Annotated in this window: 21 protein-coding genes, 2 pseudogenes and 1 riboswitch; of the genes and pseudogenes, 9 read left to right on the top strand and 14 right to left on the bottom strand. The window is 58.8% G+C overall.

The features are described from left to right. Positions 1 to 9: 9 nt before the first annotated feature. Positions 10 to 225 carry a 30S ribosomal protein S21 gene (gene rpsU, locus BWI76_RS24545; protein ID WP_001144069.1) on the bottom strand — a complete coding sequence of 72 codons (216 nt, stop codon included), beginning with the start codon at positions 223 to 225 and terminating at the stop codon, positions 10 to 12. Between the two features lie 237 nt (positions 226 to 462). Between rpsU and tsaD the strand changes: the two genes are divergently transcribed. Next, positions 463 to 1,476, top strand: coding sequence for a tRNA (adenosine(37)-N6)-threonylcarbamoyltransferase complex transferase subunit TsaD (gene tsaD / locus BWI76_RS24535; protein ID WP_004872392.1), 1,014 nt, complete (start codon positions 463 to 465; stop codon positions 1,474 to 1,476). Between the two features lie 46 nt (positions 1,477 to 1,522). Here tsaD and BWI76_RS24530 read toward each other — a convergent pair whose 3' ends face one another. From BWI76_RS24530 to BWI76_RS24495, 8 genes are all read right to left on the bottom strand, one after another. After that, positions 1,523 to 3,130: a purine-cytosine permease family protein gene (locus BWI76_RS24530; protein WP_004872391.1), complete on the bottom strand. Its 1,608-nt coding sequence runs from the start codon at positions 3,128 to 3,130 to the stop codon at positions 1,523 to 1,525. 151 nt (positions 3,131 to 3,281) lie between these two features. Continuing rightward, a complete protein-coding gene (ureG, locus tag BWI76_RS24525) occupies positions 3,282 to 3,899 on the bottom strand; it encodes an urease accessory protein UreG (protein WP_004105899.1) in 618 nt (205 codons plus the stop codon). A gap of 8 nt (positions 3,900 to 3,907) precedes the next feature. Beyond that, entirely contained in the window at positions 3,908 to 4,582 is a 675-nt protein-coding gene (locus BWI76_RS24520; protein ID WP_024358692.1) for an urease accessory protein UreF, read from the bottom strand. After that, positions 4,583 to 5,053, bottom strand: coding sequence for an urease accessory protein UreE (ureE, locus tag BWI76_RS24515; RefSeq protein WP_004125362.1), 471 nt, complete (start codon positions 5,051 to 5,053; stop codon positions 4,583 to 4,585). A gap of 9 nt (positions 5,054 to 5,062) precedes the next feature. Further along, entirely contained in the window at positions 5,063 to 6,766 is a 1,704-nt protein-coding gene (gene ureC, locus BWI76_RS24510; protein WP_049100246.1) for an urease subunit alpha, read from the bottom strand. Continuing rightward, positions 6,759 to 7,079: an urease subunit beta gene (locus BWI76_RS24505; protein WP_004135711.1), complete on the bottom strand. Its 321-nt coding sequence runs from the start codon at positions 7,077 to 7,079 to the stop codon at positions 6,759 to 6,761. Before BWI76_RS24505 ends, ureC begins: the two co-directional genes overlap by 8 nt. Before the next feature lie 9 nt (positions 7,080 to 7,088). After that, entirely contained in the window at positions 7,089 to 7,391 is a 303-nt protein-coding gene (locus BWI76_RS24500; RefSeq protein WP_004125356.1) for an urease subunit gamma, read from the bottom strand. A gap of 9 nt (positions 7,392 to 7,400) precedes the next feature. Then, a complete protein-coding gene (locus BWI76_RS24495; RefSeq protein WP_004135715.1) occupies positions 7,401 to 8,225 on the bottom strand; it encodes an urease accessory protein UreD in 825 nt (274 codons plus the stop codon). Here BWI76_RS24495 and BWI76_RS28610 point away from each other — a divergent pair. Continuing rightward, a pseudogene (locus tag BWI76_RS28610) lies at positions 8,215 to 8,298 on the top strand (short-chain dehydrogenase); the annotation flags it as partial. The gene BWI76_RS24495 and the pseudogene BWI76_RS28610 overlap by 11 nt on opposite strands. A 185-nt stretch (positions 8,299 to 8,483) precedes the next feature. Here BWI76_RS28610 and plsY read toward each other — a convergent pair. Then, a complete protein-coding gene (gene plsY / locus BWI76_RS24490; RefSeq protein WP_004125351.1) occupies positions 8,484 to 9,104 on the bottom strand; it encodes a glycerol-3-phosphate 1-O-acyltransferase PlsY in 621 nt (206 codons plus the stop codon). A 212-nt stretch (positions 9,105 to 9,316) separates the two neighbouring features. Between plsY and folB the strand changes: the two genes are divergently transcribed. Both folB and bacA read left to right on the top strand, forming a co-directional pair. Beyond that, positions 9,317 to 9,700 (top strand): bifunctional dihydroneopterin aldolase/7,8-dihydroneopterin epimerase, encoded by a 384-nt coding sequence (gene folB / locus BWI76_RS24485; protein WP_004135716.1) that lies wholly within the window; start codon positions 9,317 to 9,319, stop codon positions 9,698 to 9,700. A gap of 203 nt (positions 9,701 to 9,903) precedes the next feature. Then, entirely contained in the window at positions 9,904 to 10,725 is an 822-nt protein-coding gene (bacA, locus tag BWI76_RS24480; RefSeq protein WP_004135718.1) for an undecaprenyl-diphosphate phosphatase, read from the top strand. A 10-nt stretch (positions 10,726 to 10,735) separates the two neighbouring features. Here bacA and BWI76_RS24475 read toward each other — a convergent pair whose 3' ends face one another. Both BWI76_RS24475 and BWI76_RS24470 read right to left on the bottom strand, forming a co-directional pair. After that, entirely contained in the window at positions 10,736 to 11,977 is a 1,242-nt protein-coding gene (locus BWI76_RS24475) for a multifunctional CCA addition/repair protein (protein WP_004135720.1), read from the bottom strand. A gap of 60 nt (positions 11,978 to 12,037) precedes the next feature. Next, positions 12,038 to 12,658 carry a TIGR04211 family SH3 domain-containing protein gene (locus BWI76_RS24470; RefSeq protein ID WP_004125329.1) on the bottom strand — a complete coding sequence of 207 codons (621 nt, stop codon included), beginning with the start codon at positions 12,656 to 12,658 and terminating at the stop codon, positions 12,038 to 12,040. A 214-nt stretch (positions 12,659 to 12,872) separates the two neighbouring features. Here BWI76_RS24470 and BWI76_RS24465 point away from each other — a divergent pair, with 214 nt between their 5' ends. From BWI76_RS24465 to hldE, 3 genes are read left to right on the top strand one after another with little or no spacing between them, the layout of a single operon-like run. Continuing rightward, positions 12,873 to 14,171 (top strand): inorganic triphosphatase, encoded by a 1,299-nt coding sequence (locus BWI76_RS24465; RefSeq protein ID WP_049087450.1) that lies wholly within the window; start codon positions 12,873 to 12,875, stop codon positions 14,169 to 14,171. 23 nt (positions 14,172 to 14,194) lie between these two features. Then, a complete protein-coding gene (glnE, locus tag BWI76_RS24460) occupies positions 14,195 to 17,029 on the top strand; it encodes a bifunctional [glutamate--ammonia ligase]-adenylyl-L-tyrosine phosphorylase/[glutamate--ammonia-ligase] adenylyltransferase (protein WP_064371647.1) in 2,835 nt (944 codons plus the stop codon). 58 nt (positions 17,030 to 17,087) lie between these two features. After that, entirely contained in the window at positions 17,088 to 18,521 is a 1,434-nt protein-coding gene (gene hldE, locus BWI76_RS24455) for a bifunctional D-glycero-beta-D-manno-heptose-7-phosphate kinase/D-glycero-beta-D-manno-heptose 1-phosphate adenylyltransferase HldE (protein ID WP_004125323.1), read from the top strand. 141 nt (positions 18,522 to 18,662) lie between these two features. Here the strand turns inward: hldE and BWI76_RS28380 are convergent. Beyond that, a pseudogene (locus BWI76_RS28380) lies at positions 18,663 to 18,803 on the bottom strand (hypothetical protein); the annotation flags it as partial. Between BWI76_RS28380 and glgS the strand changes: the two are divergent. Continuing rightward, entirely contained in the window at positions 18,795 to 19,004 is a 210-nt protein-coding gene (gene glgS / locus BWI76_RS24450) for a cell surface composition regulator GlgS (RefSeq protein WP_004135725.1), read from the top strand. The pseudogene BWI76_RS28380 and the gene glgS overlap by 9 nt on opposite strands. 54 nt (positions 19,005 to 19,058) lie before the next feature. On the opposite strand, the gene ubiK is transcribed toward glgS, so the two are convergent. Further along, positions 19,059 to 19,340 (bottom strand): ubiquinone biosynthesis accessory factor UbiK, encoded by a 282-nt coding sequence (gene ubiK, locus BWI76_RS24445; protein ID WP_004135727.1) that lies wholly within the window; start codon positions 19,338 to 19,340, stop codon positions 19,059 to 19,061. A gap of 120 nt (positions 19,341 to 19,460) precedes the next feature. Further along, positions 19,461 to 19,612: riboswitch (FMN riboswitch) on the top strand. A 106-nt stretch (positions 19,613 to 19,718) separates the two neighbouring features. Between ubiK and ribB the strand changes: the two genes are divergently transcribed. Then, positions 19,719 to 20,372, top strand: a complete 654-nt coding sequence (ribB, locus tag BWI76_RS24440) for a 3,4-dihydroxy-2-butanone-4-phosphate synthase (RefSeq protein ID WP_004125315.1) — start codon at positions 19,719 to 19,721, stop codon at positions 20,370 to 20,372. Positions 20,373 to 20,393: the final 21 nt, after the last annotated feature.

Here is a 20,393-nt window from a genome sequence, read left to right as displayed (position 1 = left end):
CCCAACAGATTAGTACAGACGAGTGCGGCGTGCGTTTTCGCGAGCCAGTTTCTTCGCGTGACGTTTCACTGCTGAAGCTTTAGCGCGTTTACGTTCGGTAGTCGGTTTTTCATAGAACTCACGACGACGAACTTCCGCCAGAACACCTGCTTTTTCGCATGAACGTTTGAAGCGACGCAGCGCTACGTCGAACGGCTCGTTTTCACGTACTTTAATTACCGGCATGTAACTCTCACCTTTGATAAATTCGGTTTGCCGCTGGCATCAGCGCCAGCTTATTTCAAAATGGTGCGGAATTTTACTGCAATTGCTGCTGCTTTGTAAAGCACCGACGCGATTTTTGAAAGGGACTTTTATAAGGACAGGGAGTATACACGAAGTGAACGCCAGGGGTGAGGAAAGTTTTACATCAACCCGCATTGGTCCTACACTGCGCGGTATTGAAACGAGGTAAAACTAGCCATGCGTGTACTGGGAATTGAAACATCCTGCGATGAAACCGGCATCGCCATTTATGACGACGAAAAAGGTCTGTTAGCCAACCAGCTGTATAGTCAGGTGAAACTGCACGCTGACTACGGCGGCGTGGTGCCTGAGCTGGCCTCGCGCGACCACGTGCGTAAAACTGTCCCCCTGATTCAGGCGGCGCTCAAGGAAGCCGGGCTGACGGCAAAGGATATTGATGCCGTTGCGTATACGGCGGGCCCGGGTCTGGTTGGCGCGCTGCTGGTCGGCGCCACGGTTGGCCGATCGCTGGCGTTCGCCTGGAACGTTCCGGCGATCCCGGTACACCATATGGAAGGGCACCTGCTGGCGCCGATGCTGGAAGATAATCCGCCGCAGTATCCTTTTGTCGCGCTGCTGGTTTCCGGCGGTCATACCCAGCTGATCAGCGTCACCGGCATTGGCCAGTACGAGCTGTTAGGCGAGTCTATTGACGACGCGGCGGGCGAAGCCTTCGATAAGACGGCTAAACTGCTGGGGCTGGATTATCCCGGCGGCCCGATGCTGTCGAAGATGGCTTCTCAGGGCACCGAAGGGCGCTTTGTCTTCCCGCGACCGATGACCGACCGCCCCGGCCTGGATTTCAGCTTCTCTGGTCTGAAAACCTTTGCCGCGAACACCATCCGCAACAACGGCGATGACGACCAGACCCGCGCCGATATCGCCCGCGCGTTTGAAGACGCGGTCGTGGATACGCTGATGATTAAGTGCCGCCGCGCACTGGAGCAAACCGGCTTTAAACGGCTGGTGATGGCGGGGGGCGTCAGCGCTAACCGTACGCTGCGCGCGAAGCTGGCGGAAATGATGCAAAAGCGCGGCGGGGAAGTCTTCTATGCCCGTCCTGAATTTTGCACCGATAACGGCGCGATGATTGCCTATGCCGGGATGGTTCGTCTGCGCTCCGGGGCGAAAGCGGAGCTCGGCGTGACCGTTCGTCCGCGCTGGCCGCTGGCTGAACTCCCGGCGGCATAACGTCTTCTGTTTCACAGGCCGACGTCCTGTCGGCCTGCCTTCCTACTTATTCCATACTCTTACACAGCGAGCAAATCGCGCCCTGATGCTTGTGCGAATGCATTACGTCCGGACGTTCGTACTCCTCCCGGCAGCTCAGGCAGCGGTAAACGGTGATCGACGCGTTGCCCTGCGTATCGTAGCGCGGCTCGGCGATCCCGTCATCGCGCTGTTTAATGTAATAGCGCCCGCGGGTGGCGATCCCCATGACCGGCGTCATTACGAAAGCCACCGCCAGCGCGATCAGCGGCGAGAACGGTGCCAGCGTTTCGCCCAACAGGCCGAAGAAGGCGCTAATCGACAGGCCTGCTGCGAGGGCAAAAGCCACCACGCCCACCGGGTTGACGTTATAGATCATCCCGCGACGATACTCCGGCTGCGCCGGGGCCAGCTTCAGCAGGCCTTTGTTGACGGTGATATCGGTGGCGACCACCACCACCCAGGCGATGGCAAAGTTGGAATAGAAGCCGAGGATCCACGCCAGAGCGCTGAACATGTCGCCTTCCATCAGGGCAAGGGCAATGGTCAGGTTGACGATGACGAAAATAATCCGCCCCGGGTAGCGCTTGGTGGTGCGCGTCCAGGCGCTGGTCCACGCCAGCGAGCCGGAATAGGCGTTGGTGACGTTAATTTTAATCTGCGAGATAACCACCAGTACCACCGCGAGGGTAAGCGCCAGCCAGCCGGGGACCAGGTTATCGAAGACGCTGACGAACTGCTGTACCGGCTCGGTGTTATGCACTGCCGGGAAGCGGGTCAGCAGATAGAAGCCGAGGAAAGCGCCGATAATCTGTTTAATCGCGCCTAACACGACCCAGCCCGGACCGGCGGAGAACACCGCCAGCCACCAGCTTTTGCTGTTTTCCGCGGTCTTCGGCGGCATAAAGCGCAGATAGTCGATCTGCTCGCCAATTTGCATGATCAGCGACAGGCACACCCCCGCGCCGAGCATAATGGCGGTCAAGTCTACCGTTGCGGCGTTGTTTTTACCGGCGAAGTTCATAAACCCATCCACCAGATCCGGGTCTTTGGCGATAAGCCAGGCCACCGGAACCACCATCAGGACCAGCCACAGCGGCGTTGTCCAGACCTGAAGGCGAGTCAGCGCCTTCATGCCGTAGACCACCAGCGGCAATACCATCAGCGTGGCGATGAGGTAGCCCATCCACAGCGGGATCCCCAGGCCCACCAGCAGCCCCTGCGCCATGATCGAGCCTTCAAGCGCGAAGAAGATAAAGGTAAATCCGGCGAAGATAATGCTGGTGATCACCGAGCCAAAGTAGCCGAAACCGGCGCTGCGGGTGATCAGGTCGAGGTCGATGTTATAGCGCGCGGCGGTAATCGCCAGCGGGATACCGGTAAGAAAAATAACCAGCGCCGCCAGCAGGATCGCGTAAATCGCATTGGTGGTGCCCCACGCCATGCCGATGCTGGCGCCGATAGAAAAGTCAGCCAGATAGGCGATGCCGCCTAAGGCGGTCACCGCCACAACCCCCGGTCCCCAGCGGCGAAAGCTCAGCGGAGCATAGCGAAGGGTATAATCTTCCAGCGTTTCTTTTGAGCCGGAGGCACTGGTTTGCGCAGGTAAATCAGTTTTTATATCCAGTGATGACATAGTCATTCCTTAATGGTTAGGCATGACTGGAATTAGCAAACCTTATGCCACATCGCAGGGCAGGCGCTATCAGGGCTTCATGAAGGGGATGGCTAAAGAGAGGGCAGGGCATGCACCATCCCGACACCTCTGCGCCGGGATGGTGCAGGGGTTACTTGCCGAGCATGCCTTTGTCTTCGATAAAGGCGATGATATTTTGCAGGCCGTCGCCGCTTTTCAAGTTGGTGAAGCTCCACGGGCGTTCGCCGCGCATGCGCAGGGTATCGCGCTCCATCACTTCCAGAGACGCGCCCACGTACGGTGCAAGATCGGTTTTATTGATCACCAGGAAGTCGGATTTGGTGATCCCCGGTCCGCCTTTGCGCGGGATTTTTTCCCCTTCCGCCACGTCGATGACGTAGATGGTGAGATCCGCCAGCTCCGGGCTGAAGGTGGCGCTCAGATTATCGCCGCCGCTTTCCACAAAGATGAGATCGAGATTGCCGAATTTCTCGCTCAGCGCTTCCACCGCGGCAAGGTTCATTGACGCGTCTTCCCGAATGGCGGTATGCGGGCAGCCGCCGGTTTCGACACCGACAATTCGTTCAGGCTCCAGGGCACCGGCTTCGGTGAGAATGCGCTGATCTTCTTTGGTGTAGATATCGTTGGTCACCACCGCCAGCTGCCAGGTGTCGCGCATGGCTTTGCAGAGGGCTTCCAGCAGCGCCGTTTTTCCGGAGCCGACCGGGCCGCCGACGCCGACGCGCAGCGGTTGCTTAATCATGTTCATACCTTCTCCTAAGAACGGAATAATCGGGAATACTGGGTTTCGTGCCGGGCGGAAGCGATAGCCGCCAGCGGCGTCGCCGAACCGAGGGCGTCGTCCGGGGCGGCGAGGGCGCTGTCCATGTCCGCCGCGTAGCGGTCGCACAGGCGTAGAATCAACTGCTGGGCCGCCTGCTGGCCAAAGGGCACCAGCTTGACGCCCGCCATCACCGCGCTTTCAATCCAGCTATAGCCAAGGCTCAGGGCTAGGTCAGGAATGGCGATTTGCCAGCGTACGCCGAGCCACGCCATGCCGGTTAGCTGACTTTGCTGGCACAGCTTGCGCCACTCGGGCGGGCAGTCCGGCTGCCAGTCGGCCAGCAGCCGGGTGAAGGCCGCGCCGCGGTTGCGCTCTTCATCGCGCAGCTCGCGGGTTTCCCGGCAGGCGAGCAGGTAAGCGGTCCAGCGCCGGGCGCAGGCCAGATCGCCCGCTTCGCAGGCCCGGTAAAGCCGGGCGAACAGCGGCAGATCGACGGTAAAAAAGCTCTGCTCCATCTGCCGCAGCTGCCAGCGCTCAAAAGCGGCGGTATCCGCTACCCAGCCCGCTTCCACCGCCCACTCCAGCCCCTGGGACCAGCTGTAGCCGCCAACCGGGAGGCTGCTGCTGGCAAGCTGCATTAAGCGCAGACGTTTTTCCGGCGTCGGCATTTAGTGGCTGTGCTCATGATGGTGATGATGGTGATGGCCGTGTGATTCGCTGGCGTAGGCGCCGGCTTCCGGTTCAAACGGCAGATGCGCGAAATCCACGGCCAGACCAAACTGGCGCAGCATATCGTCCAGGACGTGATCGTGATGATAGCGCAGCTCGCCGGGCATAATTTGCAGCGGCACGTGGCGATTGCCAAGGTGATAGCAGGCCTTCGCCAGCACAAAGGGGTCATCGCAGCGTACGACCGAAACGGCTTCATCGGCGGCGATCACTTCGATGAACTCGCTGCCGTTTTCGTTGCTGAGAATATCGCCGCCGCGCAGCAGCAGGCCGCGCGGCAGCAGCAGGCCCGCCTGACGACCATCGTTAAGCGTGACTTTTATGCGGCTTTTTACCCGCACGTCAATCGGCAGGGTAACGCTGGCCGTGGCCTGCGCCGGGGTCTCCACCCGTTGGGTTAAATAAAGCATGTGCGCTCCTTAAAACAGGAAATAACGTTGCGCCATCGGTAGCACGTCCGCCGGTTCGCTGGTAATCAGTTCGCCGTCGATGCGCACCTCGTAGGTTTGCGAATTCACGGTAATATTGGGCAGCAGGCCGTTGTGGTGCATATCAGCTTTTTGTACCTCGCGGCAGCCTTTCACCACCGCCGTCGCGCTGTGCAGGTTCAGCCGTTCAGCGACGCCGTTTTCCGCCGCCGCCTGCGACAGGAAGGTCAAACGGCAGCGGTGACGGGCGCTGCCCAGCGCGCCGAACATCGGGCGATAGTGCACCGGCTGCGGCGTTGGGATAGAGGCGTTGATGTCGCCCATCGGCGCCATGGCGATCATGCCGCCTTTAACGATTGTCGCCGGTTTCACGCCGAAGAACGCCGGGGACCACAGCACCAGATCCGCCAGTTTACCGGCTTCAATCGAGCCGACTTCGTGGGCGATACCGTGGGTCAACGCCGGATTAATCGTGTATTTGGCGATATAGCGCTTTACGCGGAAGTTGTCGTTATCGCCGCTCTCTTCCGCCAGCGGGCCGCGCTGAACTTTCATCCGGTGCGCTACCTGCCAGGTACGTAACACCACTTCGCCGACGCGCCCCATCGCCTGCGAATCTGACGAGGTAAGGGAGAAGGCGCCGAGGTCGTGTAGGACGTCTTCCGCGGCGATGGTTTCCCGCCGAATGCGCGATTCGGCAAACGCCACGTCCTCGGCGATATCCGGATCGAGGTGATGGCAAACCATCAGCATATCCAGATGTTCGTCAATGGTGTTGACGGTATAGGGCAGCGTCGGGTTGGTCGACGACGGTAAAATATTGGGGTGCGCGCAGGCGGTAATAATATCCGGCGCATGGCCGCCGCCCGCGCCTTCGGTATGGAAAGTATGGATAGTGCGCCCGCCGATGGCCGCCAGGGTATCCTCAACGAATCCGGACTCATTGAGGGTGTCGCTGTGCAGCGCGACCTGCACGTCCATTTCGTCGGCCACGGTCAGCGCGCAGTCGATTGCCGCCGGGGTCGCGCCCCAGTCTTCGTGAATTTTCAGGCCGATAACCCCGGCCGCGACCTGCTCACGCAGCGCGTCGGGATTCGAGCCGTTGCCTTTACCCAGTAGGCCGATATTGACCGGCAGGCTGTCGGCGGCCTGCAGCATCCGCGAGATATACCACGGCCCTGGCGTACAGGTCGTGGCGTTGGTGCCCGCCGCCGGGCCGGTCCCGCCGCCGATCATGGTGGTGACGCCGGAGACCAGCGCCTCTTCCGCCTGCTGCGGGCAGATCCAGTGAATATGCGTATCGACGCCGCCGGCGGTGACGATCTTACCTTCCGCCGCAATAATTTCCGTGGCCGCGCCGATCGGGATCGTGACGTTGGGCTGAATATCCGGATTGCCGGCTTTGCCGATCGCGAAGATCCGTCCGTCTTTGACGCCAATATCGGCTTTGACGATCCCCCAGTAATCGACGATCAGGGCGTTGGTCAGCACCAGATCCACGCACCCGGCGGAAAGCATCTGTCCCTGCCCCATTCCGTCGCGGATCACTTTACCGCCGCCAAATTTGACCTCTTCGCCGTAGGTGGTCAAATCATCTTCGACCTCGATCCATAGCTCGGTGTCCGCCAGGCGAACTTTATCGCCGGTGGTAGGGCCGAACATGTCGGCATAGGCCTGACGTGAAATTTCACTCATCGTTTGCCTCCAGCGCGCCCATCACCTCGCCGCGAAAACCGTACACCGCACGGGTTCCGGCCAGCGCCACCAGCTCCACCTCGCGTTTTTGACCCGGCTCGAAGCGCACTGCGGTGCCGGCAGCGATATTCAGCCGATAGCCGGTCGCCTGCTGGCGATCGAACTTCAGCGCCGGGTTGACCTCGGCGAAGTGGTAATGCGAGCCGACCTGAATCGGCCGGTCGCCGTGATTTTCAACAATAATGCTGCAGGTTGCGCGGCCAGCGTTGAGGGCTATCTGTCCGGGCTTTATCTGATATTCTCCAGGGATCATCACGCTACCTCAGATTATCGGATTATGAACGGTGACCAGCTTCGAGCCGTCCGGGAAGGTGGCTTCGACCTGGATATCGGGGATCATTTCCGGCACGCCTTCCATGACCTGGTCACGGCTCAGGACGTGGCGTCCCTCTTCCATCAGCTCGGCGACGCTTTTGCCATCGCGCGCGCCTTCCATAATAAAGGCGCTAATCAGGGCCACGGATTCGGGATAGTTGAGCTTCAGGCCGCGGGCCAGGCGACGCTCCGCCACCAGTGCGGCGGTAAACAGCAACAGCTTGTCTTTTTCTCTGGGTGTCAGTTCCATAGCGTTCTCTTAAGTCAGCCAGATTCGGGGAAGTACCGGAGATTTGCCGGTCAGATGCGGGCGCATGAATTGCCAGATATCGCGCATCGCCCGCTGGCAAAGCAGATTATCATCGCTTAAAAAACGTACCGTTAGCAGGCCGTCGGTGAGCGTAGCGCCGGCGTAATTTGCCAGCGGCGTAAGCTTTTCGCGTACGCCTTCCAGCAGCGTTTCGTTCGCCGGGTAGAACAGCATCGTTCCCACCCACGGCTGCTGTGCGACGCAGGCCAGCTGTCCATCGGCCAGGCTCAGGCGCTCAATCAGCAGCGGAGAGCCGTCGACCCACACTTCCAGCCGATTGGCGAGCGCGCCGTGGCTAAAAGCTTCGCCGATAACCGGTCGGCCAAGGCACAGCAGGTCCCAGGCCAGCAGCGTGCTGGAGGCGGCGAGATGAAAGGCGGTAGACAAAGCGGCGTTGGCGCCGGGAAAGAAGATCGCGTCCTGCGGCAGCCACTCGAGCGTCGAGTTTTCGGCCAGCGTCAGGGTTTGCTGAAGCCGCGCCTGCGCGCCGCTGCTGCGATAAAACTTGCTGGCGCCGGGCATGGTGATCAGGGTATGGCAATCGGCATCAATGGTCGCGCTAATGGTGAGCTCATCGCCGCCGACGATGCCGCCGGGCGGATGAAGCAGATAGAGGTGGCAGGTCTCTGCTTCGGGATAAAACGGGCGCTGAACGGTGAGGGGACCGACATGGCGACGGGAGGCGAGCGTGGTTTTCCCGCCGAGAAATTGAAACTGGAGGTCCAGCGTGGCCTGCCAGCCTTTTTTATTCTGTGCTAACACGGTGCCGTGCAATGTCGCGCCCCTGCAAAATCAAGATAAAACAGCAGCGAAGAGTATTGATCGGGGGGGAACCATCCCGATCATATGAAAAGCTTATGCCCGTCATACTTCGAGCCGCAGCGGCGTTGGCTACGGGCTACTCGGCCCATCCATGGGCCTCGCCCTGGCGGGCCGTCGCAAGCGACGTTCAAATCTGCTCCCGGCAGATTTGTCGCTCGCCCGAATCACTGACTGGAGTAAGCTCATTGCCGCCTTGCGGCGAAGCAAAGGTTATTTCTGCTCCGGCGCTTTTTTCTTCTTTTTGAAACGAGACCAGATTCGGGTTTCCTGACGACGCCACAAACGCTGAATGTTGTCATGATGGCGCAGCAGGATCAGGCACGACAGCATCGAAACGGGGAAAGTGTACTGCGGTTTGAACCACCAGACATAGAAGGGCGCAATCAGCGCGCTCACGATGGCCCCAAGAGAGGAGTAGCCGCTGAGCAGAATCGTCAGCAGCCAGGTTCCGGCCATTACGCCGGTAAGATCCCAGCCGATTGGGGCAATGGCGCCGAAGGCGGTCGCCACGCCTTTACCACCGCGGAAGTTAAAAAATACCGGCCAGATATGGCCCACGCAGGCGGCAATCGCCACCAGACCGAGCCAGAACGGGGTCAGGCCTAGCGCCCACGCGCCCCAGACCGGCAGCATGCCTTTCAGCACATCAAAAATCAGTACCGCTACGGCTGCGCCTTTGCCGCCAATTCGCAGGACGTTCGTCGCCCCAGGATTGCCGGAGCCGCTGTCGCGAGGGTCAGGAAGGCCAGCGAGGCGGCAAACGAGAATGGCGCTGGAGATTGAGCCGCAGAGGTAGGCGAGGATAACCAGTCCAGGCGCGATTGCACTCATCAGCTGTTCCATTTAGAAAGAGTTGGTTTATCCCCAGCGCTGTCGGCGCGTTGGCCCGCCCGGACGCATCGCAACGCCGTGCGCCTGGAGCCTTGCCGCGTCGCGGTCTTACTGCAACGCAAATTATTTAGGGGATGTCTTTGCATCTGTGGATAATACGCATAATTGGTCAGAAGTGGTATCCGGTTTAGTCAAAAAGCAGGCGGGTCGTGATGGATATTGTATTTATAGAGCAACTTTCGGTAATCACCACAATTGGTGTTTACGACTGGGAACAAACCATCGAACAGAAGCTGGTGTTCGATATCGAAATGGCGTGGGATAACCGCAAAGCGGCGGCCAGCGATGATGTCAGCGATTGCCTCAGCTATGCTGATATCAGCGAGCTGGTGATCAACCACGTTGAGGGAGCGCGCTTTGCGCTGGTGGAGCGCGTGGCGGAAGAGATCGCCGACCTGCTGCTGGAAAAGTTTCAATCGCCATGGGTACGTATTAAAGTCAGCAAGCCCGGCGCGGTAGCGCGAGCGGCCAACGTTGGCGTCATTATTGAACGTGGCCTTAATCTGAAACAAAACTTTTCAGGTCATACTCGTTAAACAAAGCGTGTTTATACCGGTCATAGAATCCGGCTATCAGGCTATGCTATTTGCCGTTTTGTTCCAGAACAGCGCTCGAAATCCTTGCGTACAACCTGTACGCTCAGTTTTCTGCGCGCTGTCTGTGGCCAAATAAGCACGCCTGATAGCTCGGTTCTTCGTTCCTGGTTTTTTTCATTTTACTTTTTAAAGGGTTTAATTGGATGAGCGATATACACTCGCTGCTGATAGCGGCAATATTGGGTGTGGTTGAGGGTTTGACAGAGTTTTTACCTGTCTCCAGTACTGGTCATATGATTATTGTCGGTCATCTGCTGGGTTTTGAAGGCGATACCGCAAATACTTTTGAAGTAGTGATTCAGCTTGGTTCCATTCTGGCCGTTGTGGTGATGTTCTGGCGCCGTCTGTTTGGCCTTATCGGCATTCATTTTGGTAAAAAGCCCGAACATGAAGGCCAGGGCAGCGGTCGCCTGTCGCTTATTCATATTCTCTTGGGGATGGTCCCGGCGGTGGTGCTGGGGCTAATTTTCCACGATACCATCAAGTCGCTGTTTAACCCGATTAACGTGATGTATGCGCTGATTGTGGGCGGCGTGCTGCTGATCGCGGCGGAAGTGCTGAAGCCAAAACAGCCGCGGGCGGTGGGCATTGATGATATGACTTATCGTCAGGCGTTCGTCATCGGCTGCTTCCAGTGTCTGGCGCTATGGCCGGGCTTCTCGCGTTCCGGAGCGACGATTTCCGGCGGGATGCTGATGGGTGTAAGCCGCTATGCGGCCTCTGAGTTCTCGTTCCTGCTGGCGGTGCCGATGATGATGGGCGCAACCGTACTGGATATGTACAAGAGCATTGGGTTCCTCAACGCCAGCGATATTCCGATGTTTGCCGTCGGTTTTGTCACGGCGTTTATCGTTGCGCTGATTGCGATTAAAACCTTCCTGCAGCTGATTAAACGTATTTCGTTTATCCCGTTCGCCATTTACCGCTTTATCGTCGCGGCAGCGGTCTACGTGGTCTTCTTCTAAGCGCCCGCCCTCAGTCGCGCGGCTGAGGGCAACGCTTTTCTTTCCAGCGGGCGACGGCCTGAATTCGCCGACGCGTTAGCTCTTCACGAATCTCAACGCCCTGAAAACCTTCCGCCAACACCTCTTTTGTTGAAACCGACCGGGCAACTTCCCAGGCTTCCAGCAGCAGGCGTCCCTGCGGATAATCGCAGGCTTCAAAGCCCGTGCGCCCGCGCACGTCGGCCTCGCTGGTTAAGGCGATTTGCCTGACACGATGCGGCTTGCGCCAGGCGTCGATATTATCGAACAGCTTGACCAGCGTTTTCGGCTGCAGGATGGGGAGCGTATGAATCAGATCGTGAAATTCGGCGACCAGCTTAGCCAGGTCGCGAATGTCGTTCGGTACTCGCAGACGGGCGCAGAGCTGCTCGACCAGCTTAACCCCCGCCGGGCCGTGACCATGATGGCGGGGCCAGAGCGCTTTCGGCGTTAGCCCTTTCCCCAGGTCGTGGCATAGCGTGGCAAAACGGACATCCACTTCCGGAGAGAGCATCGCCGCCATGGTGACGGTCATCAGCGTGTGCAGACCAGTGTCGATTTCCGGGTGCCATTTCGCCGGAGCCGGTACGCCATAAAGGGCGTCGACTTCCGGGAACAGCACCTTGAGCGCCCGGCAGTCGTGTAGTGTCTGGAAGAAGACCTGCGGGTTGCGGGTGGCAAGGGCGCTTTCCGTCTCTTTCCACACCCGCTCAGGCGTGAGGTGCGCCAGCTCGCCGGCATCGGCCATCGCGCGCATCAGCGCCATGGTTTCATCGGCGATGCGGAAACCCAGGTGCGCGTAGCGGGCGGCAAAGCGCGCCACGCGCAGGACGCGTAGCGGATCCTCGCTAAAAGCGGGCGAGACGTGGCGCAACAGGCGCTGGCGTAAGTCAGTCTGGCCGCCGTAGGGATCGATAATCTGGCCGTTGGCGTCCTGGGCCAGCGCATTGATCGTCAGATCGCGGCGCAGCAGATCTTGTTCAAGGGTAACGTCGGCTGCGGCATAGCAGGTAAAGCCGGTGTAACCGGAACCTGACTTGCGCTCGGTACGCGCCAGGGCATACTCTTCGCGGCTTTGCGGATGAAGGAACACGGGAAAATCACGGCCTACCTGCTGGTAGCCCGCGTCGAGAAGTTGCTGAGGCGTGGCGCCAACCACGACCCAATCTTTGTCTTTAACCGGTAGCCTTAATAACGCATCTCGTACTGCACCACCGACCAGATAAACCTTCACGCCTTACTCTCCCGTCTTCATTTTCTTACGATGATACGTAAGTCTGGCAGAGAAGACGAATTAGTTCATCCAACGGTCTTTGCGTTTGCGGCTCGGTACCAGGTGCGGCAACACCAGTCCGAGGATCAGGCCGACGCCCAGCACGCCGCCGCCGTACATAAACCACTGCATGATAATGGTGCGCTGTTTGTCATCAAGCTGCAGATTCGCGGCGTTTACCTTTTTCTGCGCGACAACCAGCTCATTTTTCAGCTTTTGGTTCTCTTCTTTCAGGCCGTTGATAACGGCGTCGCTACCGGCGACTTTCTTCTGCATGTCCGCCGTGCGCTGGTTCCAGGTGGTGTCGATATTGTTCAGTTTGTCGGTCAGGGTTTTGACCTGGTTTTCCAGATCCGGCACGCGGGTGCGCAGGCTGGGCTCGTTGCTCAGCTCTTTCAGGGGGATCCAGGCTGTACGGCCGCTGCCGTCGCGTACCTGAGCATAGTTCGTGCTGTCGTTGGTTTGCAGCACCGCGACTTCCTCACCGGCGTTGATGGTGCCCACGAGACGATAGTTATCGCCCGGACCGCTGCGCACCCAGGTATTCAGTTCATCTGAAACGTAACGTTTTTCTTCCGCGTGAACCGCCGTGGCGGCGCTCAGCGCCAGCAAAGTCAATGTAATAAGGCGTAATTTAGGCATCAGGTCATCGTTTGGTCATAAAAAGTTGAACGATAGTAGTGGCATCGCCGAAGCGACGCAAAGTTTTCCGCCACAATCGGAATCATCCAGGAGGTGGCCCGGCAAAATGCGCATTGCATGGCGATTCGCCGCAAAATACTATTTACTGACAAGAAATATCGTTGTTAGTTCGCCGCAATTTCCCGGCACAGCATATAAGCGGAAGAATTCAGTCATGGCTCAAGAAATCGAATTAAAGTTTATCGTCGCTCAGGATGGCGTTGACGCGCTGCGTCAGCACCTCAACACGCTGGAGGCAAAGCATACGCCCGCGGGTCAATTGCTGAATATTTACTATGAAACGGCGGATAACTGGCTGCGCCGCCACGACATGGGGCTGCGCATTCGCGGCGACCAGGGACGCTATGAAATGACGCTGAAAATCGCCGGGCGCGTCGTCGGCGGCCTGCATCAGCGTCCGGAATACAACATTCCGCTGGACACGCCGGAGCTGGCGCTGGAGAAACTGCCGGCTGAGGTCTGGCCGCAGGGAGAACTGCCGGCGGAGCTCGCACAGAACGTACAGCCGCTTTTCAGCACTGATTTTGCGCGTGAAAGATGGGTTGTAAAGGAAGGCGATAGCGAAATTGAAATCGCGCTCGACCGCGGCGCAGTCAAAGCCGGTGAACACCAGGAGCCGATTTGTGAACTGGAGCTGGAACTGCTGTCCGGTAAAACGCAGGACATTCTGACCCTTGCCCGTCGCCTGCTGGATACCGGCGTACTGCGCCAGGGTAGTCTGAGCAAGGCGGCGCGCGGTTATCATCTGGCGCAGGGCAATGAAGAACGTCCGCTCACCGCGTTGTCTATCCTTCGCGTCGCGCCGAAGGCCAGCGTCGAACAGGCACTGGAAGCGGCGCTGGAAAGCGCGCTCGCGCACTGGCTGTATCATGATGAACTCCTCAATCGCGGCAATGCGAAAGCGAAAGCGGAGATTCTGCACGCCATCGCCCGCGTGCGGCATGCGCTGGTGCTGTTTGGCGGCATTGTCCCGCGCAAGGCCACCACGCTGCTGCGTGAGCGTCTGAACGAAGCCGAAACGGCGCTGGCGGAGGCCGAAACGGCCCAGGCGGCGCTTTTCAGCGTGGCGACCGTCAGAGCGAAGCTGACGCTCACCGATCTGCTGGTAAACCGCGGCTGGCGTCCTTTCCTGAACGCCGCCGGGGAACAGAAGATTGCCGGATCGTTTAAACGCTTCGCGGATATTCAGCTCTCCAGAGCGGCGGCGGAGCTGAAAAACGCCTTCCGCCAGCCGTCCGCTGACGGTTATGTCGATCAGCTTCCGCGCCTGACCCGCGAAATTGACACCGTTCAACTGTTATCCGGAGCCTATCTCGACGTCGCCGGGCCGTGGCTGGAAAACTGGCAAGAGACCCGCCGGGCGATTGCGCATAACGACAGTAGCGTTATCGAATATTTTCGTCGCCAGGCGCTGGCAGCGGAGCCGTTCTGGCTGCATAGTGGAAAACGATAATTTCAGGCCAGGGAGCCCCTAAGATGCCGCTTTCTTCGCAGTTACAGCAGCACTGGCAGACGGTCATAGACCGACTGCCAGCGGATTTTCCCGTATCGACGTTGAGCGAACGGGCGCAATCGGTTATGGCCTTCAGCGATTTTGTCGCGCAGAGTCTGATCGCGCAGCCGCAGTGGCTGGCGGAGCTTGAAAGTGCGCCTCCCGAGGCGCTGGAGTGGCATCACTATGCCGAGTGGCTGCAGGTTCGCCTGGCCGAGGTCAATGATGAGGCCGCGCTGATGCGCGAGCTGCGGCAGTTTCGCCGCTGGATTATGGTGCGCATCGCCTGGGCCCAGGCGCTATCGCTGGTCAGCGAAGAGAGCAGTCTACAGCAGCTCAGCGCGCTGGCGGAGACCTTAATCGTCGCCGCGCGCGACTGGCTTTACGCCGCCTGCTGCCGCGAATGGGGGACGCCGTGTAATGCGGAAGGTTCAGCTCAGCCGCTGCTGATCCTCGGCATGGGCAAGCTCGGCGGCGGCGAGCTGAATTTCTCCTCCGACATCGATCTGATTTTCGCCTGGCCGGAGCACGGCTCCACCCGCGGCGGCCGTCGCGAGCTGGATAACGCGCAGTTTTTTACCCGTCTCGGACAGCGCCTGATTAAGGTGCTGGATCAGCCCACCCAGGATGGCTTTGTCTACCGCGTGGATATGCGCCTGCGCCCGTTTGGCGACAGCGGCCCGCTGGTGCTGAGCTTTGCCGCGCTGGAAGATTATTACCAGGAGCAGGGGCGCGACTGGGAGCGCTATGCGATGGTGAAAGCGCGCATCATGGGCGATAACGATGGTGTTTATGCCGGCGAGCTGCGCGCTATGCTGCGGCCATTTGTCTTCCGCCGTTATATTGATTTCAGCGTGATTCAGTCCCTGCGTAATATGAAGGGAATGATTGCCCGCGAGGTGCGCCGCCGGGGTCTGAAGGATAATATCAAGCTCGGCGCGGGCGGTATCCGCGAAGTGGAGTTTATCGTCCAGGTTTTTCAACTGATTCGCGGCGGTCGCGAGCCGATGCTGCAACAGCGGGCCCTGCTGCCGACGCTGGCCGCCATCGAGGAGCTGCACCTGCTGCCGGAAGGCGATGCGCAGAGGCTGCGCGAAGCCTATCTGTTTTTGCGACGCCTCGAAAACCTGCTGCAGAGTATCAACGATGAGCAGACGCAAACTCTGCCGCAGGATGAGCTTAATCGCGCCCGGCTGGCTTGGGGGATGGGCGCTGCCGACTGGGAGACGCTCAGCGCGCGGCTGGCGGAGCAGATGGCCAACGTGCGGCGCGTGTTTAATGAACTGATCGGCGACGATGAAACGCAGTCGCCGGATGAACAGCTTGAAGAGTACTGGCGCGAACTGTGGCAGGACGCGCTGCAGGAGGACGATACCAGCCCGGCGCTGGCGCATCTGGCTGATAGCGATCGCCGCAGCGTGCTGGCGCTGATCGCCGATTTTCGTAAAGAGCTGGATCGGCGCACGATTGGTCCGCGCGGCCGTCAGGTGCTCGACCAGCTCATGCCGCATCTGCTCAGCGAAATCTGTTCGCGCGCCGATGCCCCGGTGCCGCTGGCGCGCATCACGCCGCTGCTGACCGGAATTGTCACCCGTACAACCTACCTGGAGCTGCTGAGCGAGTTCCCCGGCGCGTTAAAGCACCTGATTAGCCTGTGCGCCGCATCGCCGATGGTCGCCAGCCAGCTGGCCCGTCACCCGCTGCTGCTGGACGAGCTGCTGGACCCGAATACGCTTTATCAGCCGACGGCCACCGATGCCTATCGCGACGAGCTTCGGCAGTATCTGCTGCGCGTACCGGAAGAGGATGAAGAGCAGCAGCTGGAGGCGCTTCGCCAGTTTAAGCAGGCGCAGCTGCTGCATATTGCCGCGGCGGATATCGCCGGAACCCTGCCGGTGATGAAAGTGAGCGATCACTTGACCTGGCTGGCGGAGGCGATGATTGATGCGGTCGTCCAGCAGGCCTGGCTGCAGATGGTGGCCCGCTACGGGCAGCCGACGCACCTTCACGAGCGCCAGGGGCGCGGTTTTGCGGTGGTCGGCTACGGCAAGTTGGGAGGCTGGGAGCTGGGCTACAGTTCCGATCTCGACCTGGTATTCCTCCACGATTGTCCGATGGAGGTGATGACCGACGGCGAGCGCGAAATCGACGGTCGGCAGTTTTATCTGCGCCTGGCGCAGCGCATCATGCATCTTTTCAGCACCCGCACCTCGTCGGGCATTCTGTACGAAGTGGACGCTCGCTTACGTCCTTCTGGCGCGGCGGGCATGCTGGTGACTACCGCCGATTCCTTTGCTGATTATCAACAAAACGAGGCATGGACCTGGGAGCATCAGGCGCTGGTTCGCGCCCGCGTGGTGTACGGCGATCCTGAGCTACAGGCGCGCTTTGACGCGATTCGTCGGGATATTCTCACCGCCCCGCGGGAAGGCGAAAAACTGCAAACCGAAGTGCGGGAAATGCGTGAAAAAATGCGCGCTCATCTGGGGAATAAGCATCCCGATCGCTTTGATATTAAAGCCGATGCCGGGGGGATCACGGATATTGAATTTATTACCCAGTATCTGGTCCTACGCTATGCCAGTGATAAACCGAAGCTCACGCGCTGGTCCGATAACGTCCGTATTCTGGAACTGCTGGCGCAGAATGACATTATGGACGAGGGAGAGGCGAGGGCGTTAACTCACGCTTACACTACGCTGCGCGATGCGCTACATCACCTGGCGCTGCAGGAACAGCCGGGGCACGTGGCGCCAGAGGCGTTTAGCGAGGAGCGTGAACAGGTCAGCGCCAGCTGGCAGAAGTGGTTGATGGCTTAACTAAAAAACCGGGTGTGCTATTATCGCGCGCAAAGTTTGCGTCTCGCAGGAGAGAGGAATGAAAGTAACGCTGCCAGAGTTTGAACGTGCAGGAGTGTTGGTGGTTGGCGATGTGATGCTGGACCGCTATTGGTATGGACCCACCAGCCGCATTTCGCCGGAAGCGCCGGTGCCGGTGGTGAAGGTGGAAAATATCGAAGAACGTCCTGGCGGCGCGGCAAACGTGGCGATGAACATTGCGTCCCTCGGCGCGACCTCTCGCCTCGTTGGCCTGACCGGGATTGACGATGCCGCCCGCGCGTTGAGTAAGGCGCTGGCCGACGTTAACGTGAAGTGCGATTTTGTCTCCGTCCCGACGCACCCGACGATTACCAAACTGCGCGTGCTGTCGCGTAACCAGCAGCTGATTCGTCTCGATTTTGAAGAAGGGTTCTCCGGCGTCGACCCGCAGCCGATGCACGAACGTATTCAGCAGGCGCTGGGCTCCATTGGCGCGCTGGTACTCTCTGATTACGCCAAAGGCGCGCTGACCAGCGTTCAGACCATGATTAAGCTGGCTCGCGACGCGGGCGTTCCGGTGCTCATTGACCCGAAAGGCACGGATTTTGAACGCTATCGTGGCGCCACCCTGCTGACGCCTAACCTCTCAGAGTTTGAAGCGGTAGCGGGTAAATGTAAGGATGAAGAAGAGATCGTTGAGCGCGGGATGAAAATCATTGCCGATTTCGATCTCTCCGCGCTGCTGGTGACCCGTTCCGAGCAGGGGATGACGCTGCTGCAGCCTGGGCGGCCGCCGCTGCATATGCCTACTCAGGCGCAGGAAGTTTATGATGTTACCGGCGCGGGCGACACGGTCATCGGCGTGCTGGCGGCGACGCTGGCTTCCGGCAACACGCTGGAAGAGGCCTGCTATTTTGCCAACGCGGCGGCGGGCGTCGTGGTGGGTAAACTCGGTACCTCTACCGTTTCGCCTATCGAACTGGAGAACGCGGTGCGCGGGCGCTCAGAGACCGGTTTTGGCGTGATGGGCGAAGAGGAGCTGAAGCTGGCGGTCGCCGCGGCGCGCAAGCGCGGCGAGAAAGTGGTGATGACCAACGGCGTGTTCGACATTTTACACGCGGGCCACGTTTCCTACCTGGCGAACGCTCGCAAGCTGGGCGACAGGCTGATTGTGGCGGTGAACAGCGACGCATCAACGAAGCGTCTGAAAGGCGAGTCTCGTCCGGTCAACCCGCTGGATCAGCGTATGATCGTGCTGGGCGCGCTGGAAGCCGTCGACTGGGTGGTCTCTTTTGAAGAGGACACACCGCAGCGGCTGATTGCCGGCATTCTGCCGGATCTGCTGGTGAAAGGCGGCGACTATAAGCCGGAACAGATTGCCGGTAGTGAAGAGGTATGGGCAAACGGCGGCGAGGTGCTGGTGCTCAACTTCGAAGACGGCTGTTCGACGACCAACATCATTAAGAAGATCCAGAAAGATAACAAACAGTAATGTTTTCTCTCCCCACCGTAGCGGCGGTATATCCGGGATTATCGCGCTAAACGCCGCGTAACCGACGATTCCGCTACAAAGTAGTGCAAAAGAGGCCCGCGATCGCCTAATCGCGGGCCTCTTTTTATTTAATGACGGCATAAATGATTTGGCGCAATAAATCACCATGTTGGGCGCATTTTTCGTACAAAAAACGTTAAGGTAAGGATAAATACTGAAGTAAGTAAAAAGCATATGACCAATCAGAACACCAACGGCTGAAGGAGTATGCGTATGAAGAATAACGATATGTATTTAATGAAGAATTTTGATTTCCTGGCCCAGAGTTTCGCCAGAATGAACGCACAAGGTCAGCCCGTCGATCTTCAGGCCATTGTTGGCAATATGGATGAAGCGCATCGTGAATGGTTCTGTCAACGCTATGAGCTTTACTGCCGGCAGGCGAACAGCGCGATGACGCCAGAAGCGGAGCTGGAGCACTAATCAACTTTCCACCTTACCGATATGACAACGGGCCTTGCGGCCCGTTGCTTGTTTTTACTGCTTCTCTTCTGCGTCAGGCGTCGCCGACGCGCTCAGCGAACGGCTTTCCAGATCGTTAAGACGCTGCTCCAGCAGCGCCAGCTTTTCACGCGTGCGCAGCAGCACCTGCGTCTGCACGTCGAACTCTTCGCGGCTTACCAGGTCCAGGCGAGTTAACTGCGACTGGAGCACCTGACGAATTTTTTTCTCCACGTCTTCCCCCAGATCGCGGAGCCCTTTCGGCATCGATTCATGAACCTGACGGGCGATTTGTTCAATTTTTTTCGGGTCAATCATGGTGGTATCCTGCTCTGGTCGGTTATGGGCTCATTGTAGTGCGATCGTCGGTGCCTATAAACCATAAATGTTTGAAGCTTATGCATTGCCGACGATAGTCAATAGCGTTATAGTGACTTTGCTTATTCTCAGGGCGGGGCGAAATTCCCCACCGGCGGTAAATCAACCATAGCGTTGAAAGCCCGCGAGCGCTTTCTGTGAATGCAGAAAGGTCAGCAGATCCGGTGTAATTCCGGGGCCGACGGTTAGAGTCCGGATGGGAGAGAGTAACGGCTCAGTCGGGTTTCTGCCCGCTTGCGTTGACTTTTGCCGCTAAACCGGCGCTCCTAAGACTGCCCTGATTCTGGTAACCATACAATTAATGAGGTTTTTTTTACCATGAATCAGACGCTACTTTCCTCTTTTGGTACCGCTTTTGAACGTGTGGAACACGCTTTAGATGCACTGCGCGAAGGCCGCGGTGTGATGGTACTTGACGATGAAGATCGTGAAAACGAAGGCGATATGATTTTCGCCGCTGAAACCATGACCGTTGAGCAAATGGCCCTGACTATTCGTCACGGCAGCGGTATTGTTTGCCTGTGCCTGACGGAAGATCGCCGTAAACAGCTCGACCTGCCAATGATGGTTGAGAACAACACCAGCGCCTACGGTACCGGTTTTACCGTGACCATCGAAGCCGCTGAAGGCGTGACCACCGGCGTTTCCGCCGCTGACCGCGTGACCACCGTGCGTGCGGCGATTGCCGATGGCGCGAAGCCGTCCGACCTGAACCGTCCTGGCCACGTTTTCCCGCTGCGCGCGCAGCCGGGCGGCGTGTTGACCCGCGGCGGCCATACCGAAGCGACTATCGACCTGGTGACGTTAGCAGGTTTCAAACCGGCTGGCGTACTGTGCGAACTGACCAACGATGATGGCTCTATGGCCCGCGCGCCGCAGTGCATCGAGTTTGCTCAGCAGCATAATATGGCTGTGGTCACTATCGAAGATTTAGCGGCTTACCGTCGTGAGCACGAACGTAAAGCCAGCTGATCGCTGACATTGCGCCAAATA

Source organism: Klebsiella sp. M5al, from assembly GCF_002090195.1.
Lineage (GTDB): Bacteria > Pseudomonadota > Gammaproteobacteria > Enterobacterales > Enterobacteriaceae > Klebsiella > Klebsiella grimontii.
The sequence above is the reverse complement of the archived record's forward strand: the minus strand, read 5'-3'. Positions and strand labels throughout refer to the sequence as shown.